The 18,131-nt window shown below is 68.1% G+C and carries 18 protein-coding genes; 15 read left to right on the forward strand and 3 right to left on the reverse strand.

The window, feature by feature from the left end; translation table 11 throughout:
* Positions 1 to 92 precede the first annotated feature (92 nt).
* On the forward strand, positions 93 to 2,771 hold the full coding sequence (locus tag ACWEFV_RS24715; RefSeq protein WP_450072114.1) for a S15 peptidase family protein: 2,679 nt from the start codon (positions 93 to 95) through the stop codon (positions 2,769 to 2,771).
* Here the strand turns inward: ACWEFV_RS24715 and ACWEFV_RS24720 are convergent.
* Together ACWEFV_RS24720 and ACWEFV_RS24725 are read right to left on the reverse strand one after the other, a co-directional pair.
* Entirely contained in the window at positions 2,768 to 3,592 is an 825-nt protein-coding gene (locus ACWEFV_RS24720) for an enoyl-CoA hydratase/isomerase family protein (protein WP_135456305.1), read from the reverse strand. The two genes, ACWEFV_RS24715 and ACWEFV_RS24720, sit on opposite strands and share 4 nt — an antisense overlap.
* Positions 3,593 to 3,636: 44 nt before the next feature.
* Entirely contained in the window at positions 3,637 to 4,497 is an 861-nt protein-coding gene (locus tag ACWEFV_RS24725; RefSeq protein ID WP_450072115.1) for a ribokinase, read from the reverse strand.
* Between the two features lie 83 nt (positions 4,498 to 4,580).
* Here ACWEFV_RS24725 and ACWEFV_RS24730 point away from each other — a divergent pair, with 83 nt between their 5' ends.
* The 10 genes from ACWEFV_RS24730 to ACWEFV_RS24775 all read left to right on the forward strand — a co-directional run bounded on the left by ACWEFV_RS24730 (position 4,581) and on the right by ACWEFV_RS24775 (position 12,492).
* Positions 4,581 to 5,846 (forward strand): glutamate-5-semialdehyde dehydrogenase, encoded by a 1,266-nt coding sequence (locus ACWEFV_RS24730; RefSeq protein ID WP_450072116.1) that lies wholly within the window; start codon positions 4,581 to 4,583, stop codon positions 5,844 to 5,846.
* A 30-nt stretch (positions 5,847 to 5,876) separates the two neighbouring features.
* A complete protein-coding gene (locus tag ACWEFV_RS24735) occupies positions 5,877 to 6,764 on the forward strand; it encodes an AAA family ATPase (RefSeq protein ID WP_450072117.1) in 888 nt (295 codons plus the stop codon).
* Positions 6,764 to 8,224 carry a vWA domain-containing protein gene (locus tag ACWEFV_RS24740; protein WP_450072118.1) on the forward strand — a complete coding sequence of 487 codons (1,461 nt, stop codon included), beginning with the start codon at positions 6,764 to 6,766 and terminating at the stop codon, positions 8,222 to 8,224. Before ACWEFV_RS24735 ends, ACWEFV_RS24740 begins: the two co-directional genes overlap by 1 nt.
* An 82-nt stretch (positions 8,225 to 8,306) precedes the next feature.
* Positions 8,307 to 8,954 (forward strand): nicotinate-nucleotide adenylyltransferase, encoded by a 648-nt coding sequence (nadD, locus tag ACWEFV_RS24745; RefSeq protein ID WP_135456295.1) that lies wholly within the window; start codon positions 8,307 to 8,309, stop codon positions 8,952 to 8,954.
* On the forward strand, positions 8,951 to 9,337 hold the full coding sequence (gene rsfS, locus ACWEFV_RS24750; protein ID WP_135456293.1) for a ribosome silencing factor: 387 nt from the start codon (positions 8,951 to 8,953) through the stop codon (positions 9,335 to 9,337). The genes nadD and rsfS overlap by 4 nt, the downstream gene beginning before the upstream one ends.
* A 7-nt stretch (positions 9,338 to 9,344) precedes the next feature.
* Entirely contained in the window at positions 9,345 to 10,022 is a 678-nt protein-coding gene (gene gpgP, locus ACWEFV_RS24755) for a glucosyl-3-phosphoglycerate phosphatase (protein WP_450072119.1), read from the forward strand.
* The gene (gene octT, locus ACWEFV_RS24760) at positions 10,012 to 10,776 is read left to right on the forward strand and encodes a diglucosylglycerate octanoyltransferase (RefSeq protein WP_135456289.1); all 765 of its coding nucleotides are present in this window, start codon (positions 10,012 to 10,014) and stop codon (positions 10,774 to 10,776) included. Before gpgP ends, octT begins: the two co-directional genes overlap by 11 nt.
* Before the next feature lie 2 nt (positions 10,777 to 10,778).
* Positions 10,779 to 11,621: a DegV family protein gene (locus ACWEFV_RS24765; RefSeq protein ID WP_135456287.1), complete on the forward strand. Its 843-nt coding sequence runs from the start codon at positions 10,779 to 10,781 to the stop codon at positions 11,619 to 11,621.
* Positions 11,622 to 11,677: 56 nt separating this feature from the next.
* Positions 11,678 to 12,004 carry an ArsR/SmtB family transcription factor gene (locus ACWEFV_RS24770; RefSeq protein ID WP_135456285.1) on the forward strand — a complete coding sequence of 109 codons (327 nt, stop codon included), beginning with the start codon at positions 11,678 to 11,680 and terminating at the stop codon, positions 12,002 to 12,004.
* Complete coding sequence (locus ACWEFV_RS24775; protein ID WP_450072120.1) at positions 12,004 to 12,492, forward strand: SRPBCC family protein; 489 nt, start codon at positions 12,004 to 12,006, stop codon at positions 12,490 to 12,492. The genes ACWEFV_RS24770 and ACWEFV_RS24775 overlap by 1 nt, the downstream gene beginning before the upstream one ends.
* 131 nt (positions 12,493 to 12,623) lie before the next feature.
* On the opposite strand, the gene ACWEFV_RS24780 is transcribed toward ACWEFV_RS24775, so the two are convergent.
* Positions 12,624 to 13,676 (reverse strand): NAD(P)H-dependent amine dehydrogenase family protein, encoded by a 1,053-nt coding sequence (locus ACWEFV_RS24780; RefSeq protein WP_135456282.1) that lies wholly within the window; start codon positions 13,674 to 13,676, stop codon positions 12,624 to 12,626.
* A 170-nt stretch (positions 13,677 to 13,846) separates the two neighbouring features.
* Here ACWEFV_RS24780 and ACWEFV_RS24785 point away from each other — a divergent pair, with 170 nt between their 5' ends.
* The 4 genes from ACWEFV_RS24785 to holA all read left to right on the forward strand — a co-directional run bounded on the left by ACWEFV_RS24785 (position 13,847) and on the right by holA (position 18,120).
* Entirely contained in the window at positions 13,847 to 14,641 is a 795-nt protein-coding gene (locus ACWEFV_RS24785) for an SPFH domain-containing protein (protein ID WP_450072121.1), read from the forward strand.
* A gap of 87 nt (positions 14,642 to 14,728) precedes the next feature.
* Positions 14,729 to 15,565 carry a helix-hairpin-helix domain-containing protein gene (locus tag ACWEFV_RS24790; RefSeq protein WP_450072122.1) on the forward strand — a complete coding sequence of 279 codons (837 nt, stop codon included), beginning with the start codon at positions 14,729 to 14,731 and terminating at the stop codon, positions 15,563 to 15,565.
* A gap of 46 nt (positions 15,566 to 15,611) precedes the next feature.
* A complete protein-coding gene (locus ACWEFV_RS24795) occupies positions 15,612 to 17,144 on the forward strand; it encodes a ComEC/Rec2 family competence protein (protein WP_450072209.1) in 1,533 nt (510 codons plus the stop codon).
* 25 nt (positions 17,145 to 17,169) lie between these two features.
* Positions 17,170 to 18,120, forward strand: coding sequence for a DNA polymerase III subunit delta (gene holA / locus ACWEFV_RS24800; RefSeq protein WP_450072210.1), 951 nt, complete (start codon positions 17,170 to 17,172; stop codon positions 18,118 to 18,120).
* Positions 18,121 to 18,131 lie beyond the last annotated feature (11 nt).

The following is an 18,131-nucleotide window of genomic DNA, read 5'->3' on the forward strand; positions in this document are numbered from 1 at the left end:
ATTGACAAGCTAACCTTCTGGCCCGCATCGCCGCGCTAATGTGCGTCGGGTCACAGTCCGGCGGTGCCGGATACCGGGTCGAGGAGGTTGCGTTGGGTGCTGCGAAGTACGTCGGTCGGGTAGGGGGATTGGCAATCGCACTCGGGGTCGGGTCGGCTGTCGTCCTGGGCGCCCCGGTGGTCTCGGCGTCGCCCGGTTCCAGTGACACGTCGGCTGAGTCCCCATCCGCGCCGGCGGCCAAGAAGGGCCCAGCCAAGGACCGGCAGAGTGCCCGCTCGTTGCGGCAGGCGGCGGTACGCGCGGCGATCAAGGACCGCGCGGCCACGCTCGGTGAATCCGGCCGTCACCGCGTGAGTTCGACGACGCCGAAATCCGACGTCGTGCAATCGATCAACGACCGGCTGTCGGAGGTCCAGGCGAAGGTCGAGGCCGGCCTGACCCGTCATGGCAGCGACTCAGACCCCGCCGCCGGGGCGGCCGAGAAACTCAAGGTCACCAAGCCTGCCGAGACGTTGCGGGGCCTGGCTTCGGCCAAGCCGAAACTGCCCCGGCCGCTGGGCGATCACGCTCAGACCCCGGAGCCGGGTGCGGTCGATGAAGAGCCCACGATCGAGGCCGTCGAAACCACCGTCGGTGATGAGCCCGCAACGAAACCGGCCCTCATCGCGACGGTGAAGGCCGGACAACAGGCGCCTGCCGCGGCGGCTCCCGTGCGGGGCCTGATCGAGACCGTGGTCAATGACATCGCCAGGACACTGGCCGGAAACTCGCCTACCGCGCCCAGGACGGATTCGCCCGCCGAGTGGGTTCTGCTGGCTGCCGCGCGTCGGGAGTTCTCCACCGCCGCAGTGTCGCCCACCGTGGGTGCCACCGGCGGGATCACCGCGGCCCCGTCGGTCGGTATCACCGACGGCATCATCCACGGCACCACGGGGGCCACCAGTTCCAGCGGACTGCCGCTCACCTACACCGTGATCGGTGATCCGAGTGGAGGCGGCAAGGTGCGGCTCAGTTCGGCCAACGGCACCTTCACGTTCCTGCCCTACGCGACGGTCGTCGACAGCGGCGGCAAGGAGAAGTTCACCGTCCTGGTCGCCGAGACCACGGCGTTTGATGCTGCGCTGCAACAGATCCCGATCGTGGGCTCGTTCGTGCCGCAGGTGCTGGTGATCGTGCATCAGATACCGATCGTGAACGACGTGTTGGCGCCGCTCATCGGCAAGTCCGAGGTGGTGGACGTCAACGTCGACGTCGGTGAGCTGGCACCGGCGGGCACCCCGGTGGCCTACACGGTCAAGGTGACGTCCTTCGACGGCGCACAGATCAGCATGAACTACTTCCCGGCGTCGGGCCTCCAGGAAGGGGACAAGGCGCCGACCATCTTCAGCGGCGCGGGTCTGTCCAGCGCGGGTGACACCAACCCGTACTCCGGCGGCGCCACCGGTGTCGGCACGTTCCGTAACGCCGGCTACAACGTCGTCACCTGGGATTCGCGCGGCGAGCACGACTCGGGTGGAATCCTTCAGCTGGACAGCCCGTTCTATGAGGGCCGTGATGTGTCCGCCATGATCGACTACGTCGCAAAGCAGTCGAGCACGCAGCTCGACGATGTGAATGATCCGCGGATGGGCATGGTGGGCCCTTCGTACGGCGGCGGCATTCAGTGGGTGGCCGCCGGTACCGACAACCGGATCGACGCAATCGTCCCGACGATCGCGTGGAATTCGCTGAACAGTTCGCTCTACCCCAACGAGGCGTTCAAGACGTCGTACGCCGGGCTGCTGTTGCTGTCGTTGGTGACATCGGGAGCGAACATCAATTCACAGCTGTATGGCGGGATCCTGACCGGCGGACTGCTCGGCATTCTGACCCCCGAGCAGCAAGCCCTGCTGGCCAGTAGCGGACCGACCGTGCTGGTCAACAAGATCACCGCGCCGACACTGATTATCCAGGGCACGGTCGACGTGCTGTTCCCGCTGCAGCAGGCGATGGACAATGCGCAGATCCTGGACGCCAACGGCGTGCCGGTGAAGATGGTCTGGTTCTGCGGCGGCCACGGCAACTGCGAAACTCCGGCCGGTGACAGCACCGAGATGGTCGAGACCGCGACGATGGCCTGGCTGGACACCTACGTCAAGCACAAGGGCGAAGCCGTCGACGACGGCCTGCCCAAGTTCCAGTGGATCGATCAGAACGGCGACCACTACACGTCCGACCTCCTGCCGACCGACCCGAATTTCACCGGGACTCCGGTCACTGCGTCGGGCAGCGGCGGCGTACTCGGAATCGTGCCGATCCTCGGCGGTTCCGGACCGGGCGCCGCAGGGATCCCGTTCGGGCTCGGTGACGGCACCAAGGCCGCCAACGCGGTGAACATCAAGGTGACCGCGTCGTCGGACACCCCGACTCAGGTCGTCGGCGCGCCCCAACTGACGATGACCTACTCCGGGATCGGCACGAGCCGCCACGTCTACGCCCAGATCGTCGATGACCAGACCGGACAGGTGATCGGCAATATCGTCACACCGATTCCGGTCACCCTCGACGGCAAGGAGCACACCGTCACCATTCCGATGGAGGCGGTGGCCTACACGCTGGAACCCGGCCACACCGCCACGGTGCAGATCACCACCTCGGCGACGTCGTTCCTCAACTTCACCCAGTTCGGCGCGATCAACATTTCCAATGTTCAGGTGTCCCTGCCGACCGCCGGGCCCGGCGCCAACGTGCAGCCTGCGGCCGACGCCGCTCAGGAGGTGGTGAGCGTCTAGAGTCGGCCCTCACCACGCAGGTCCGGATGCACCCATTCGGGTGAGCGACGCGCCTTGAACGCCTGGAATCCCTCCATCGCCTCGTCGCCGCTGTAGCTGGCTTTCATGCCGATCCGGTCGTAGAGGCCCATGTAGCTGTCCAGGCTGGACTTGACCACTCCGCGGGCCCGGGGTGCGGTCCGACAGCATTGGGTGAGCACTTCGGTTGCGGCAGAGAGTAATTCGTCGTGCGGCGCGACCCTGGCAACCATGCCCCAGTCGACCGCCTCCTGCGCGGTCAGGGTGCGCCCGGTGAACATCAGGTCGCGGGTGCGGACCGGGCCGATCAGACGGGCCAGCATCTGGCTGTAATACGTGTCGGCGATGCCGCGGTACAACTCCGGCACCCGGAACGTGGCGCGGTCGCTGACCACGGCCATGTCGCTGCAGATCGCGATCTGCAGGCCACCGCCCTGACACAGCCCGTTGACCGCACTCACCACCGGCTTGACCGATTGGCGCAGGGTTTCGAACGGGGTGACGTCCATCGAGAGGGCCGCACCGAAGCTCATCCAGTCATCGACGCCGTTGCCGCCGCCGAGATCACCGCCGGGGGCGAACACGTCCCCGGTACCGGTGATCAGCAGTCCGGCCAGGTCCGGGTCCGCCTCGACGTGGGTGACGGCGTACCGGATGCCGAAGTACATCGCCGGGGTCATCGCATTGCGGGCCTCGGGGCGATCCAGGGTGACCACGCCGAACGGGCCCTGCCGCTCGAACTTCAGATACGGCGTGCCCAGCCAGTCGCCTTCGGGCGGTCGTGGGGTCAGTCCCTGAGTCATGCTGGCGACTATAACGCCAACGGTATCGCCTTCAGTTGCTCGTATCAGTGTGTCAGGACGGCATCGATGTCAGCGGCCGACGGCGCGCAGTTGCCGGCCCCGCGCACCAAGGTGGCCAGTGCTCCGGCCGCACATGCGCGGCGCAGGGCCTGCTCGTGGCCGGCGGTCCACCCCGCGGCCAGCACCCCGGCGAACACGTCACCGGCCCCGGCGGTGTCCAGCGCCCGCACCGACGGGGACGGCACATCGAAGCGTTCGTCGTCGCCCAGATAGCTGGCTCCGCGTGCGCCCCGGGTGATCACCAGATGCCGCACCGGCCAGTGCCAGTCGGACGCCTCGGTCTCGTTCACCACCACCACGTCGACCAGTTCCGATAACGCCAGCAGATGATGGGCCGGCGTCCCTCCCGGCGATGCGTTGAGCATCACCACCGCCCCGGCTGCCCGGGCCAGCTTGGCCGCGGCGATCGCCGTCGTCACCGGGATCTCCAACTGGATCAAGGTGACCTCGCTCCAGACGATGGCCGAACGGGCCGCCGCGGAATCCACCTCGAGCCGCGAGTTGGCGCCCGGCGCCACCACGATGCAGTTCTCCCCGACAGTGTCGACGAGGATCGCGGCCGACCCGCTCGGGCCGGGCACACACGCCACGGCATCGGCGCCGACTCCGTTTGTCTGGAGATGACGGCGCAGGATCGCGGCGGCTGGGTCGTCACCCACCGCGGCCACCAGCTCGACGTCGGCGCCGGCCCGCGCGGCGGCCACCGCCTGGTTGCCGCCCTTGCCGCCGGGCGCCGACGACAGCGACGACGCGAGCACCGTCTGTCCTGGGCGCGGCAGCGCACCGACGGTGAACGTGAGATCGGCGTTGATACTCCCGACGACGCAAACCCGCGCTGCGGCCATAGATAAAAAGGCTAACCGGGCCGGGCCGTCAGTGGCGGCTGACACCTGTCGAAGGACGTCAACTCCTCCGATACGCTGGCTAGATGAGCGTTCAGACAGAGTCTCCGACGACTGCGGTGCCGCACGCCGACCTGCGCGATCAGGTGCACGAGGCGGCGCGTCGGGCGCGAGTCGCCGCCCGCGTCCTGGGCACCCTGAGCGCCGAGACCAAGAACCGCGCGCTGCATGCCGCCGCCGACAGCGTGCTCGCCCATGTTCACGAGATCCTGGCCGCCAACGCCGCCGATGTCGAGGCCGCGCGTGAGGCCGGGACCCCTGAGTCGATCCTGGACCGCCTGGCGCTCAACCCGCAGCGGGTCGACGGCATCTCCGCCGGTCTGCGCCAGGTCGCCGGGCTGCCCGATCCGGTCGGCGAGGTGTTGCGCGGCCGCACCCTGCCCAATGGCCTGCAACTGCGTCAGCAGCGGGTACCGCTCGGCGTCGTCGGTATGGTCTACGAGGGCCGGCCCAACGTCACGGTCGATGCCTTCGGGCTCACCCTGAAATCGGGCAATGCCGCTCTGCTGCGCGGCAGTTCGTCTGCGGTCCGTTCCAATGAGGCACTCGTGACGGCGCTGCGTTCTGCGCTGGCAGCGGAGGGCCTGCCGCTGGACGCCGTGCAACTGCTGCCCAGCCATGACCGCGCCAGTGTCACCCACCTGATCCAGGCCCGCGGACTGGTCGATGTGGTGATCCCGCGCGGGGGAGCCGGCCTGATCGAGGCCGTGGTGCGGGACGCCCAGGTGCCCACCATCGAGACCGGCGTCGGCAATTGCCATGTCTACGTTCATTCCTCGGCCGACATCGACGTGGCCGAGAAGATCCTGCTGAACTCCAAGACCCGGCGTCCCAGCGTCTGTAATGCCGCCGAGACGCTTCTGGTGGACAAGGCGCTGGAGGCCACCGCGCTGCCCCGGCTGACCGCCGCGCTGCGCGAGGCCGGGGTGACCGTGCACGCCGACCCCACCGACGAGGAGTTGCACACCGAGTTCCTCTCGATGGACATCGCCGTCGCGGTGGTCGACGGGATCGATGCCGCGATCGCCCACATCAACGAGTACGGCACGGGTCACACCGAGGCCATCGTGACAACGGATCTTGCTGCGGCCCAACGCTTCACCGAACAGGTGGACGCGGCCGCGGTGATGGTCAACGCGTCCACCGCGTTCACCGACGGAGAGCAGTTCGGTTTCGGCGCAGAGATCGGCATCTCCACCCAGAAGCTGCATGCCCGCGGACCCATGGGCCTGCCCGAACTGACCTCGACCAAATGGATCGTGTGGGGAGACGGTCAGACCCGCCCGGCCTAGGCGCCGACCAGACAGAGACCAGGAGACCACATGAGCGTGCCCGCTCGCCCCGCTCCGTTGTTCGCCGACATCGATGATGTCGCGCGGCGCCTGGCGGAGACCGGATACCTGCCCGATACCGCTACCGCCACAGCGGTTTTCCTCGCCGACCGGCTGGGTAAGCCGCTGCTCGTGGAGGGGCCCGCGGGTGTCGGCAAGACCGAGCTGGCCCGCGCGGTGGCAGCGACCACCGGCTCCGAACTGGTCCGCCTGCAGTGCTACGAGGGCGTCGACGAGGCCCGCGCCCTCTATGAGTGGAACCACGCCAAGCAGATCCTGCGGATCCAGGCCGGGCAGAACGCGAACGGCGGCGACTGGGACCAGACCAAGATGGACGTATTCAGCGAGGAGTTCCTGCTGACCCGCCCGCTGCTCACCGCGATCAAGCGCACCGACCCGACGGTGCTGCTGATCGACGAGACGGACAAGGCTGACATCGAGATCGAGGGCCTGCTGCTGGAGGTGCTCTCCGATTTCGCGGTGACCGTTCCCGAACTCGGCACGATCACCGCGGAGCGGCCGCCGTTCGTGCTGCTCACCTCGAATGCCACCCGTGAGCTCTCCGAGGCGCTCAAGCGTCGCTGCCTGTTCCTGCACATCGACTTCCCGGATCCGGACCTGGAGCGCCGCATCCTGCTGTCCCGGGTGCCCGAACTACCCGAGCACATAGCAGGAGAGCTGGTGAAGATCATCGGCGTGATGCGCGGTATGCAGCTCAAGAAGGTGCCGTCGGTCGCCGAGACCATCGACTGGGGCCGCACGGTGCTGGCCCTGGGCCTGGACACCATCGACGACGAGATGATCGCCGCCACCCTCGGTGTGGTGCTCAAACACCAGTCCGACCAGGTCAAGGCTGCCGGCGAGCTCAGGCTCAACTGATGACCCCGCGCCGGGTTCGACCGCCCCAGCCGCTGGCCCCGCACGGCCTGCCCGGGCACCTCGTCGAGTTCGTCGAAGCCCTTCGCGGGCAAGGAATCTCGGTCGGACCGTCGGAAACCGTGGATGCCGGTCGGGTGATCACCGTGCTCGGGTTGGGCAATCGTGAAGCGCTGCGCGAGGGCATTGCGTGCGCGGTGCTGCGGCGCCCCGACCACCGCGAGACCTACGACGCGATGTTCGACCTGTTCTTCCCGGCTGCGCTGGGCGCACGCACCGTGCTCGAGGACGAGGACGAGGACGAGGGCGACACAGGTGGTGAGGATCGGCTGCAGCTGCCGCCCGAGGACATCGAGGCGATGCGCGACGCGTTGGTGAAGATGCTGGCCGACAACGAGGACCTGGCCAACCTCGACGACCGGATGGCGGCGATGATCGCCAGGATCGTCGAGGCCTACGGCCGCTACAACTCCAGCCGTGGCCCGTCGTACTCGTCGTATCAGGCGCTCAAGGCCATGAGCCTCGACGATCTCGAGGGTCGGCTGCTGGCCGGGCTGCTCGCCCCCTACGGCGACGAGCCCACGCCGACCCAGGAGGAGATCGCCAAGGCCCTGGCCGCGCAGCGCATCTCCCAGCTGCGCAAGATGGTCGAGTCCGAGACCAAGCGCCGCACCGCCGAGCAGTTGGGCCGCGACCACGTGCAGATGTACGGGGTGCCGCAGCTGGCCGAGAACGTCGAGTTCCTGCGCGCCTCCGGTGAGCAGCTCCGTCAGATGCGCAAGACCGTGCAGCCGCTGGCCCGCACGTTGGCGACCCGGCTGGCGGCCCGGCGCCGCCGCTCCCGGTCCGGGGAGATCGACCTGCGCAAGACGCTGCGCAAGTCGATGTCCACCGGCGGTGTGCCGATCGACGTGGTGCTCAAGAAACCGCATCCGGCCCGTCCCGAGCTCGTGGTGCTCTGCGATGTATCCGGGTCGGTGGCCGGGTTCAGCCACTTCACCCTGATGCTGGTCTCGGCGCTGCGCCAGCAGTTCTCCCGGGTGCGCGTCTTCGCCTTCATCGACACCACCGACGAGGTCACCGACATGTTCGGGCCGGAGGCCGATCTGGCGGTGGCGGTGCAGCGCATCACCCGTGAGGCGGGCGTCTACACCCGCGACGGGCACTCGGACTACGGCCACGCCTTCGTGTCATTCCTGGACAAGTACCCCAACGTGCTGTCGCCGCGCAGCTCGCTGCTGGTGTTGGGCGATGGTCGGAACAACTACCGCAACCCCGAGACGGCGCTGCTGGCACACATGGTGTCGGCCAGCCGTCACGCGCACTGGCTCAACCCGGAGCCCAAGCACCTGTGGGGCAGCGGGGATTCCGCGGTGCCGAAATACCTCGAAACGATCCCGATGCACGAGTGCCGCTCGGCCAAGCAGCTCGCCGCGGTGATCGACGGGTTGCTGCCGGTCTGAGCCCGCGCATCGCATCGCCCCTGTGCCGGCTGGGTTCGCGCGGGTGCCGGCCGACGTCAGCGCTCCCGTAAGCTGCCTCTTTGTGGCAAGACGGCGCAGGCTGGGCGTGATGGGCGGGACATTCGATCCCGTCCACAACGGGCACCTGGTCGCGGCGAGTGAGGTCGCGGACCTGTTCGAGCTCGACGAGGTGGTGTTCGTCCCGACCGGTCAGCCGTGGCAGAAACACGACCGGCGGGTCAGCGCCGCCGAGGACCGGTATCTGATGACGGTGATCGCGACCGCGTCCAACCCGCGTTTCTCGGTCAGCCGGGTCGACATCGATCGGGGCGGGGCGACCTACACCAAGGACACCCTGCGTGACCTGCGTGATCTGAATGCCGACACCGACCTGTACTTCATCACCGGAGCCGATGCCCTGGCATCGATCCTGTCCTGGCAGAACTGGGAAGACCTCTTCTCCATGGCCAGGTTCGTCGGTGTCAGCCGGCCGGGCTACGAGCTCGACGGTGACCATATCGAGGCGGCGTTGCGTGAGCTGCCACCGGAAGCGTTGACGTTGGTCGAGGTGCCTGCACTGGCGATCTCCTCCAGCGACTGCCGTAAGCGCGCCTCCGAAGGCCGGCCGATCTGGTACCTGGTGCCCGACGGCGTGGTCCAGTACGTGACCAAACGCGGGTTGTACTCCGCAGACGGGAAGGGTGAACACATCATGGAGCCGGTTCGATGAGCGCGACCGACGAGGCCGTCGCAATGGCGACGGTGGCCGCCCAGGCTGCCTCGGCCAAGTTGGCCGACGATGTGGTGGTGATCGACGTGTCGGGCCAGTTGGTGATCACCGACTGCTTCGTCATCGCGTCAGCCTCCAACGAACGCCAGGTCAACGCGATCGTCGACGAGGTCGAGGACAAGATGCGGCTGGCCGGGTACAAGCCCGCGCGCCGCGAGGGCACCCGCGAGGGGCGCTGGACGCTGCTCGACTACGTCGACATCGTGGTGCACATCCAGCACCAGGACGAGCGGGAGTTCTACGCCCTCGAACGGCTGTGGCGGGACTGCCCGACGGTTCCGGTCGAGCTTGGTGGGCCGGCGGACCCGGAGTTGGCGGAATGAGGGCGCGATGAAGGTCCGTCGATTGGTGCTGTTGCGCCACGGCCAGACCGAGTACAACGCGGGCAGCCGGATGCAGGGTCAGCTCGACACCGAGCTGTCCGATCTCGGCCGCGACCAGGCCGCCGCGGCTGCCGAGGTGCTCGCCAAGCGTCAGCCGCTGTTGATCGTGTCCTCGGACCTCAAGCGCGCCCTCGATACCGCGGTGACCCTCGGTGATCGTGCCGGGATCCCGGTACAGGTGGACAAGCGGTTGCGTGAGACGCACCTGGGGGATTGGCAGGGCCTGACCCACCAGGAAGTCGACACGATGGTACCGGGCGCTCGCGAAGCCTGGCGCGAGGATGCGCGGTGGGCACCGCACGGTGGTGAAAGCCGGGTCGACGTGGCCGACCGCAGTGTTCCGGTGGTAGCCGAACTTGTTGCCGGACAGCCGGAATGGGGTCTGGATGGTTCAGACCGCCCCGTCGTGCTGGTCGCTCACGGCGGGTTGATCGCGGCGCTGACCGCGGGCCTTCTCGGTCTGCCGGTGGACAACTGGCCGGTGCTCGGCGGCATGGGGAACGCCAGTTGGGTTCAGCTGTCCGGACATTCGGGAGACACCGCCGACGAGTCGGATATGGATGCGATCCGCTGGCGGCTGGATGTCTGGAATGCCTCGGCACAGGTGGCCAACGATGTCCTCTGATCACGAGCCGTCAGCGTCCTCGCGTAACGGCCGCCCGACACTGCTCGTGTTCTGTGATTCTCTTTCGTATTTCGGCCCGACCGGCGGTCTACCGTCCGACGATCCGCGGATCTGGCCCAACATCGTGGCCGAGCAGTTGGGCTGGGACGTCGAGCTCATCGGTCGCATCGGCTGGACCACCCGTGACGTCTGGTGGGCTTCGACCCAGGATCCGCGGGCGTGGGCGGCCTTGCCGCGTGCCGGCGCGGTGGTATTCGCCACCAGCGGAATGGATTCGCTGCCCTCGCCGCTGCCGACGGCGCTGCGTGAGTTGATCCGGTATGTGCGGCCGGCGTGGCTGCGGCGCTGGGCACGGGACGGCTACGGCTGGATCCAACCGCGGTTGTCGCCTGTCGCCCGCGCGGCGCTGCCACCGCATGTGACGGTCGAGTACCTGGAGATGACTCGCAACGCCATCGATTTCAACCGGCCGGGTATTCCGGTGGTGGCCTCGCTGCCCTCTGTGCACATCGCCGACACCTACGGCAAGGCCCATCACGGGCGTGAGCCCACGGTCAAGGCGATCTCGGCCTGGGCCCAGGAGCATGACGTGCCGTTGGTGGATCTCAAGGCCGCCGTGGCGGACGAGGTGCTCAGCGGGCGGGGCAATCCCGACGGCATCCACTGGAATTTCGAAGCTCACCGGGCGGTGGCCGAGTTGATGCTCAAGGGGCTGGCCGCTGCTGGTGTGCCACAACTGGATTCCACCGACTGACGATGGCGGTCATGGTAGTGACCGACTCGACGTCGCGGTTGCGGCCTGAGTTGTGTGAGCAGTGGGGAATCCGGCAGGTGCCGTTGCACATCCTCGACGACGGCAATGACTGGCGCGAAGGTCTTGATCCGATGCCGTCGGGCATCTATGAGCGGGCGCGGGTCACCACGTCGGGGGCCTCGCCGGCCGACCTCGCCGACACCTATCGGCAGGCGCTGGCCGACAGCGGCGGTGATGGTGTTGTCGCAGTGCATATTTCGGCCGCGCTCTCGAGTACCTACAGCACGGCTGCTGCTGTGGCCCGCGAGATCGGGCAGGCCGTCCGGGTGGTGAACTCCCGAGCGGCAGCAATGGGGGTGGGCTTCGTCGCTCTGGCCGCCGCCGAATCAGCCCGTGGCGGAGGAACACTCGACGCTGTCGAGGCCGCGGCTCGTGCCGCCGTACCGCGAGGGCAGGCGTTCATCGTCGTGCACCGTCTCGACAACCTGCGGCGCAGTGGCCGGATCGGTGCGGCGGCATCGTGGCTGGGCACCGCGCTGTCGCTCAAACCGCTGCTGCGCCTGGATGTCGATGGCCGGTTGGTGCTCTCGCAACGTATCCGGACGATATCGAAAGCACATGCGGCACTTGTCGATCAGATCGTCGACGCGGCGGGCGACCGCGCTGTGAGCGTCGTGGTCCACCATGTCGACAACCCGGACGGGGCCGAGGAGATCGCCGCGGCGCTCACCGGCCGCCTGCCGCACCTGCGGTCGCTGTCGGTGACCGACATGGGCGCGGTGCTGGCCGTTCATGTGGGTGGTGGCGCGGTCGGTGCGTGCGTATCGGTCGACGAGCCCGAGTGAACCGGTAGTCCAAACTACCGTTGACCGTGAATATCGGTAAGTCTACACTTACCGATATGGCATCTGCTGCCTCGGTGCTCGATGCACTCGGGGACCACACCCGTCGGTCCATTCTCGAGATCCTCCTCGAGGGGCCGATGGCGGTTGGGGTGCTTGCCGACCAGCTACCGGTCTCCCGACCTGCTGTCTCCCAGCATCTGCGGGTACTCAAGGATGCCGAGCTGGTGTTGGAGTCTGTCGTGGGCGCCCGTCGGCTATACCGAATAGACCCGGGCGGATTAGCGGTGGTGCGCAATTACCTGGACCGGTTCTGGGAAACCACGCTCGACAATTTCGCACTGCTGGCCGAGGCCGAGGCCGAGAAGAGCCGGGAGGAGAACTGATGGACACCCAATCAGCTGCTGAGTCACAGGTAGTGCGGTCGGTGACCGTGCCGTTGAGTCGCCAGCGAACATTCGAACTGTTTGCCACCCGCATGGGCGAGTACTGGCCGCGTGAGCATTCCATCGCGACCGTGCCACGAGGAGACATGGTGATCGAGCCGCGGGTGGGTGGCCGCTGTTTCGAGCTCGGCGAGGACGGCAGCGAATGTGACTGGGGTCGGGTCGCGGTGTGGGAGCCGCCGAGTCGTCTGGTGCTGCTGTGGCAGATAAACGCGGACTGGAAGTTCGATCCCGACTTCGAAACCGAGGTCGAAGTGACCTTCAGCGAGCTGGAACCGGGGCGCACCCGACTCGATCTGACACACCGGAACCTCGACCGCTACGGAGACCGTGCCGCGGAGATCCGGTCAGCACTGGACTCGCCCGATGGCTGGACCGCGATCCTCGACGCTTTCGTTCGCTGCGCCATCAGCACTGCACCGCAATGACTTCCGGTGCCGGCGGCGCGGTCGGTGCCCGGATTACCGTGGAGGACGGGCAATGGAAACGGCCCGACTCTGTGCCGGGTCTGCCACGGCTCGCGCAGCGGCTGCGCCCCTGAAAACCATGGGCGCGCGTTCTAGCCGGCGAAGCGGCCGGTGATCGGCGGCAGGTCCTTGAGCGTGACGATCCCAGGTGCGGCGGCAACGACCGCGGGCACCGCATTGGTGACCGGCAGCGCGGTGTAGATCATGCCCAGCCCGTTGAGGCTGACTTCGCTCCAGTCCTTCGACGGCAGGCAGTAAACGACGGTGCGCATGTTGGGGACGCCGAACACCTGGATCACGTGACCGTGCGCCACCGGCTTCGGTGGGGTGACGTGATTTCCCATGATCCAGTTGAACCCGACGCTGACGACGTTCTTGTCGCCCACCCAGCCGCGGTGGTAGCCGTACACGCTGGCCACCGTGCCCTTGGGGATCTGCATGAAACCGAGATCGCTGTCGTCGGTGGCGGCGGTGAACTCCACGTCGAAGGTGATCCGGTCCAGCTTGGCGCCGATGGCGTCGGCCATCATCGCCGCCGACTCGGCGAACACTTCGCTTTCCAGGCGGACGTTCTCAGCCAGCCCCGGGGTGGCGGGGTCCTGGCCGAAACCCATCGCAGCCATGGTTCCGGCCGATTCGTACACCCCGCAGTCGACCGATTCGGTGATACGGATTTCGTCGACGCTCTCGCATGCGCTGGACAGCACCATGCCCATCATGTTGGTCAGGCCGGGGTGTGCGCCGCTGCCGAAGATCGTGGAATTACCTGCCTCACACGCCTTCTGGATGCGTGCCAGGTCCTCGGGGGTCTGCTTGCCGCCGGTGATCCAGGCCGCGGTGGAACACACGTTCACCCCCGCTTCCAGCAGCGCGACGAGTTCGTCGACGCTGGGCCAGATGGGGTTGTAGCAACAGGCATCGGGCTTGAGCGCGATCAGTTCGTCGATGTCGTTGGTGGCTTTGATGCCGGTGGGTTCCGGCCAGCCGGCGAGTTCCGCGGCGTCGACTCCGACCTTTTCGGCGCCGTACGCGTACACGCCGACCAGTTCCATGTCGTCGCGGCCGATGATCGCGTGCAGCGAGCGTCGTCCGATGTTGCCGGTGGTCCATTGGATGACCCGAATCGGCTTACCCGCTGCGGTCATGATCGCCTCCCTCGCTGAGCCCTGCGCTGGACTCTAGACACTATCGGGGATTTGTTCACCACCGGTAGGCACACCGCCCGGTCGCCGTTCTGGCGGGAGGCGGACCGCCGTCGCACAATCGAAGTACGGGGCACGCTCGCCCCGGCGAAGCCATGAATCGAGGTCGGATCATGGACATGCTCTACGTGGTCGCGTCAATGGGTGCCGGCGCCATCGCCCTGTTCTGGCTCGGCGTGAGCAACATCCGCGTGGTCAGACAGTACGAGCGGGGCGTCGTGTTCCGGTTGGGCCGGGTCCGGGACAACGTCAGGCAACCCGGTCTGACGATGCTGATTCCGGTCGCCGACCGGTTGCAGAAGGTCAACATGCAGATCATCACGATGCCGATCCCCGCCCAGGATGGCATCACTCGCGACAACGTCACCGTGCGCGTCGACGCGGTCATCTACTTCAAGGTGATCGACCCGGTGCGGGCCGTGGTCGACGTCCAGGACTACATGTCGGCGATCGGCCAGGTGGCCCAGACCTCGCTGCGGTCGATCATCGGCAAGAGCAATCTGGACGACCTCCTGTCCAACCGGGAGCGGCTCAATCAAGGCCTGGAACTGCTCATCGACAACCCTGCGGTGGGCTGGGGGATACACATCGACCGGGTCGAGATCAAAGATGTCGTACTGCCGGATTCGATGAAGCGGTCGATCGCGCGTCAGGCCGAGGCCGAGCGGGAACGGCGGGCCCGCGTCATCACCGCGGACGGCGAACTTCAGGCGTCAGAAAAGCTCGCCGCGGCTGCCGATGTGATGGCGGCTGAGCCGGCGGCCCTGCAACTGCGGCTGCTGGAAACGGTCGTCGAAGTGGCCGCGGAGAAGAACTCCACTGTGGTGCTGCCGTTCCCGGTGGAACTGCTGCGCTTCCTGGAGCGGGCCACGCCGCCTCCGTCCCCCAACGGTGCAGCGGATAAGTAATCCACAGCGCGAGATTCATCCACAGCCGGCCGGTGCCGAAGGTTCGGAAGCCTGGAACCGTCGTGAACGGCACCTACCGTCGCGGGCATGGGTACCGATTTGGCGGTGGAGCGGCTCCGTCGCCTGCGTGGCGGCCGACCGGACGACGGGGATGATCGCGACGCCGAGGGCGAGGACAGGTCAGACCGGGACACCGCGTCTGAGAGTGCGCTGTCGAGATGGCTGCCCGATACGTCCCCGGGGGACGGGCCTGGGTGGTTGGCCGGGGTGCGCGCCGATCCCGGCCGCGCCGGGGCGCTGGCGCTGGCCGGCGTCGGGGTACTGGCGATCCTGATCACTGTCTTCGCCCTGATCCGCCAGCGGCCACCACCGGTCGCCTCGGCGAATCTTCCACCGGTACAGATGATTTCGTCAGCTGCCCCGACACCGCCGGGTAACGCCCCCGGAGGGCCGGTGGTGGTCAGCGTGGTCGGCCTGGTGCACAAACCGGGCCTGGTGACCCTGCAGTCCGGGGCGAGGATCGCCGACGCGCTGGAGGCCGCCGGCGGGCCGCTCGACGGAGCCGACCTGATCGGGTTGAACATGGCCCGCCGGGTCGGTGACGGTGAACAGATCGTGGTCGGCATCGACGCGCCACCTGGTCAACCGGCAACCATGGGCAGCTCGGTCGCCGGTGAGGCTCCGGTGTCCCCTTCGCGTGGTGCCCCCGCTCCTGCGTCCGGCGCGCCGTCGGGGCCCGTGGACCTCAACACCGCCACCGTCGAGGACCTTGACGCGCTGCCCGGCGTCGGCCCGGTGACCGCCGAGGCGATCGTGGCCTGGCGGGCTGCGCACGGCCGGTTCGACAGTGTCGATCAGCTCGGCGACGTCGACGGGATCGGGCCGGCGCGGCTGGAGAAACTGCGTGGGCTGGTCCGGGCGTAATGGTCAGAGCGGGGATGGTTCCGGCAGTGACGGCCCGGTCGGCGATGTGTGGGCTGAGGGGCAGTCCCTGGATCTGCGGATCGTCCCGGCCGCCCTGACCGCGTGGTCGGTCTCGGCGGCCGGAATCGTCTGGCACCCCGGTGCCGCGGTCGTGGTGGGCCTCGGCGCGGTGGGGTTGACCTGGCTGGCCGCGCGATGGGGCGGCAGGCATGACCCGGCGGCCCCTCAGCCGATCGCGGCCGCGGTTGTGGCTGTCGCGGCCGTGGCGGCCGGGTTCGCCATGGCGGTCGGACTACGTGTGCATCAGGTCGAGCATCACCCGATCGGCCGGCTCTACGGCGCGGCCGTGACGGTCGAGGTGGTTCCCGGGGAGACCCCGCGGGTGATCAAAGGGGGTCGGCTGATGTTCCGCGCCGCGCTGCGTGAGGTTGACCAGGTCCCGATGTCGGGTCGGGTCCTGGTGTTCGCCCCATCGTCGTTCGGTCAGGCCGGCCCGGGGATTCCGGTGCGGTTCCGGGCCACTGTGAGACGCCAGGACCGCAAGGATCTGAGTGTGGCGGTGCTGGCGGCATCGGGTCAGCTGTCGCTGGGGGAGGCTTCAGCCGTGCAACGTGTTGCGGCGCAGACGCGTTCGCGCTTCGCGGAGGCGGCACGTGCGGTGCTGCCCGCCGATCAGGCCGCCATGCTGCCTGCGCTGGTGCTCGGGGACACCTCGGCGGTCACCGGTACGACCACCGCGCAGTTCCGCACAGCGGGTCTCACACATCTGACCGCGGTGTCGGGGGCCAACGTGACGATCGTGTGCGGCGCGCTGTTGCTGAGCGCCGCACTGGTCGGGCCGAGGGTGGCAGCGGTCCTGGCCGGGGCCGGTCTGGTCGGCTTCGTCATCGTCGTGCAGCCCTCGGCCAGTGTGTTGCGGGCCGCGGTGATGGGCGCGGTGACGCTGCTCGCGGTGTTGACCCACCGGCGGCGGCAAGCGGTGCCTGCACTGGCAGCCAGCGTGATCGCGTTGATGATCGCCGCCCCCGAACTCGCGGTCGACGTCGGGTTTGCGCTGTCGGTGTGCGCCACGGCGGGCATCGTCGTCCTGGCTCCGGTGTGGTCGCGCCGGCTGCAGGACCGGGGTTGGCCGCGCCCGGTGGCGGCGGCGGTCAGTGTCGCGGTGGTGGCCCAATTGGTCACGGCCCCGCTGGTGGCCGGGATCTCGGGAACCGTCAGCCTGGTGGCGGTGGGCGCCAACCTCGCGGTGGCCGGGGTGATTCCGCCGATCACGATTCTCGGCACGGCGGCCGCGGTGTGTGCGGACATCTGGCCGGGCGGGGCGCAGCTGCTGATCCGATTCACCGGGCCCGAGCTGTGGTGGCTGCTGTCGGTGGCGCGGTGGGCGTCGGCGTGGCCGGCGGCCGCGCTGCCGTCGCCCTCGGGCCTGGCCGGTGTGGTGTCGGTGGCCCTCGGCGGTGTGGCATTGACGGTGCTGTGGCGGCTGCCCTTGGTACGCCGCGGGCTGGCCGTGTTGGTGTTCGGCCTGCTGGCCTGGACGCTGGCGGGCCAGGTGGTCGGAGCTGTCGGGTCGGCGTGACACGATCATCGGTGTGACTCAACAGATCGACGGTCTGCACCTGGTTCTCGGCGATGAGGAACTGCTGGTCGAACGAGCGGTAGGGGCGGTGCTGCGGGCGCTGCGCCAGCAGGCGGGATCTGACGACGTCCCGGTGGACCGGATGCGGGCCGGCGAGGTCAGCACCAGCGAGCTCGCCGAGCTGCTGAGCCCGTCGTTGTTCGCCGAGGAGCGTCTGGTGGTGCTGGAGGCGGCCGCCGAGGCGGGTAAGGATGCCGTGGCCCTGATCGCCTCGGCCGCAGCCGATCTGCCGCCCGGCACGGTGCTGCTGGTAATCCACTCCGGTGGCGGGCGGGCCAAGGCGCTGGCTGATCAGCTGAAAAAGATTGGTGCACAAGTGCATCCGTGCGCGAAGATCACCAAGCCCGCCGAGCGCGCGGATTTCGTGCGTGCCGAGTTCCGCGCACTGCGGGTCAAGGTCTCCGATGACACGGTCACCGCGGTGCTCGACGCGGTCGGATCGAACATCCGGGAGCTCGCCGCGGTGTGCTCACAGTTGGTGGCCGACACCGCCGGACAGGTCGACGCGGTCGCGGTGCGTCGCTATCACAGCGGCAAGGCCGAGGTGAAGGGCTTCGACATCGCCGACAAGGCGGTCACCGGAGATGTCGCGGGGGCCGCCGAGGCGTTGCGGTGGGCGATGCTGGCCGGTGAGCCGCACGTGGTGTTGGCCGACGCGCTGGCCGAGGCGGTGCACACGATCGCGCGGGTGGGGCCGCTGTCGGGGGATCCGTACCGGCTGGCCGGTGAACTGGGGATGCCGCCGTGGCGGGTGCAGAAGGCGCAGAAGCAGGCGCGCCGATGGTCGCGCGACTCGGTGGCCGAGGCCATGCGGGTGGTCGCCACCCTCAATGCAGACGTAAAGGGCGCAGCGGCAGATGCCGACTACGCCCTTGAAACAGCGGTACGCCGGGTGGCGGAACTCGCCACCCGGTGAACCGGGAAAAC

This window comes from Mycobacterium sp. NPDC004974, from assembly GCF_053600815.1.

Excerpts from the sequence above, each read along its gene's own strand:
- ACWEFV_RS24720 (WP_135456305.1), bottom strand. The coding sequence starts at position 3,592 with ATGACTCAGGGACTGACCCCACGACCGCCCGAAGGCGACTGGCTGGGC.
- ACWEFV_RS24725 (WP_450072115.1), bottom strand. The coding sequence starts at position 4,497 with ATGGCCGCAGCGCGGGTTTGCGTCGTCGGGAGTATCAACGCCGATCTC.
- ACWEFV_RS24730 (WP_450072116.1), top strand. The coding sequence starts at position 4,581 with ATGAGCGTTCAGACAGAGTCTCCGACGACTGCGGTGCCGCACGCCGAC.
- ACWEFV_RS24735 (WP_450072117.1), top strand. The coding sequence starts at position 5,877 with ATGAGCGTGCCCGCTCGCCCCGCTCCGTTGTTCGCCGACATCGATGAT.
- ACWEFV_RS24740 (WP_450072118.1), top strand. The coding sequence starts at position 6,764 with ATGACCCCGCGCCGGGTTCGACCGCCCCAGCCGCTGGCCCCGCACGGC.
- rsfS (WP_135456293.1), top strand. The coding sequence starts at position 8,951 with ATGAGCGCGACCGACGAGGCCGTCGCAATGGCGACGGTGGCCGCCCAG.
- gpgP (WP_450072119.1), top strand. The coding sequence starts at position 9,345 with ATGAAGGTCCGTCGATTGGTGCTGTTGCGCCACGGCCAGACCGAGTAC.
- octT (WP_135456289.1), top strand. The coding sequence starts at position 10,012 with ATGTCCTCTGATCACGAGCCGTCAGCGTCCTCGCGTAACGGCCGCCCG.
- ACWEFV_RS24765 (WP_135456287.1), top strand. The coding sequence starts at position 10,779 with ATGGCGGTCATGGTAGTGACCGACTCGACGTCGCGGTTGCGGCCTGAG.
- ACWEFV_RS24770 (WP_135456285.1), top strand. The coding sequence starts at position 11,678 with ATGGCATCTGCTGCCTCGGTGCTCGATGCACTCGGGGACCACACCCGT.
- ACWEFV_RS24775 (WP_450072120.1), top strand. The coding sequence starts at position 12,004 with ATGGACACCCAATCAGCTGCTGAGTCACAGGTAGTGCGGTCGGTGACC.
- ACWEFV_RS24780 (WP_135456282.1), bottom strand. The coding sequence starts at position 13,676 with ATGACCGCAGCGGGTAAGCCGATTCGGGTCATCCAATGGACCACCGGC.
- ACWEFV_RS24785 (WP_450072121.1), top strand. The coding sequence starts at position 13,847 with ATGGACATGCTCTACGTGGTCGCGTCAATGGGTGCCGGCGCCATCGCC.
- ACWEFV_RS24790 (WP_450072122.1), top strand. The coding sequence starts at position 14,729 with ATGGGTACCGATTTGGCGGTGGAGCGGCTCCGTCGCCTGCGTGGCGGC.